The sequence below is a fragment of the Sphingobium sp. SA916 genome (assembly GCF_002894065.1).
Taxonomy (GTDB): Bacteria; Pseudomonadota; Alphaproteobacteria; order Sphingomonadales; family Sphingomonadaceae; genus Sphingobium; species Sphingobium fuliginis.
In genome coordinates, this window is record NZ_LXYF01000011.1 from 1 (window position 1) to 1,376 (window position 1,376).

General features: G+C 63.7%; 1 protein-coding gene. It reads right to left on the bottom strand.

All coding sequences use genetic code 11. The features are described 5' to 3' along the window. On the bottom strand, positions 1–907 hold a 907-nt coding region (locus tag A8G00_RS03340; RefSeq protein WP_301182303.1), incomplete at its 3' end, for a 5'-3' exonuclease H3TH domain-containing protein. Between the last annotated feature and the right edge of the window lie 469 nt (positions 908–1,376).

A 1,376-nucleotide genomic window follows, 5' to 3' on the forward strand; every position in this document is an offset into this window, starting at 1 on the left:
TGACGGCGGCGGCGGCGGTCGCGACCGCCACGGCCGCGGCGGGCGCCCCGGCGCGGGCGAGCAGCGACTTGAAGCCGTGATGTTCGAGGAAGGCCTGCAGCGGCTCCAGCGGAATGCCCTTCAGCGTCAGGTCATCGAGCGGTTCGGGCAGGTCCATGGCGTCATGCAGCGCGACGAGCCGGCGCGACAGGCGGGCCATGTCGGCATGTTCGATGAGATTTTCCTGCATCTTCGATTTCTTCATCGAAGGGGCAGCTTCGAGCGCGGCTTCCAGGCTGCCATATTCGGTAATCAGCTTGGCGGCGGTCTTGGGGCCGATGCCTGGGATGCCGGGGACATTGTCGACGCTGTCGCCCATCAGGGCGAGTACATCGCCAAGCTGTTCCGGCTGGACGCCGAATTTCGCCATGACATAGTCGGCGCCGCGCCGCTCGTTCTTCATCGTGTCGTACATGTCGACGCCGGGCTGGATCAGCTGCATCAGGTCCTTGTCGGAGCTGACGATGGTGACGTGCCAGCCCGCCGCCACGGCGGCCCTGGTGTAGCTGGCGATGATGTCGTCCGCCTCGAACCCCGCTTCCTCGATGCAGGGGAGGGAGAAGGCGCGGGTAGCGTCGCGGATCATCGGGAATTGCGGGACGAGGTCTTCGGGCGGCGGCGGTCGGTTCGCCTTATAGGCGTCGTACATGTCGTTGCGGAAGGTGTGGCTGCCCTTGTCCAGCACCACGGCGAGGTGGGTGGGGCCTTCCGCCTTGCCCAGTTCGTCGGCCAGCTTCCAGAGCATGGTGGTATAGCCATAGACTGCGCCGACGGGCTGGCCATGCCTGTTGGTGAGCGGCGGAAGCTGGTGATAGGCGCGGAAGATATAGCCGCTGCCGTCGACGAGATAGAGATGATTCTGGGCCATGGGGGGAGGGGATAGCGGGTTAGGGCGCGCGCCTCCAGTGGGCTTGTCGGTGTAGGAGGCGCGATCCCGGATCGGAGCGGAGGTGATGTATTGGAAAGGGCGGAAATCCGCCATTTTCGGGTCGAAGTTCACAGTGTATGCGCGCGCGTGCCTGGGCGCGCGTGGGCGTGAGGGGGGATGGGTCGGACGTTTCAAAGAGGGTGGTGGGATAAGCGGGTCGGCGCGGAATAGGACAGGCCTGATCAGCCCCTGTTGGAGAAATAGGATGTTTTTGGAGCCCTCTGTGGTTTTTGGGTTACGCCTGATCGAAGGTTGCCGCTCAGGCGTCGGAGGTGGGGTTTGGAAACGACCCAGACTGTGTAAAAACGGCGTACGGCGCTTGAAGGCATGTGGGCGAAGATATGCGAGTGCGTTGAGCGAGGCTCTCCCCTTATGTTGCAATGGCGGCCAGCATTTTCCGTGTCCCCAT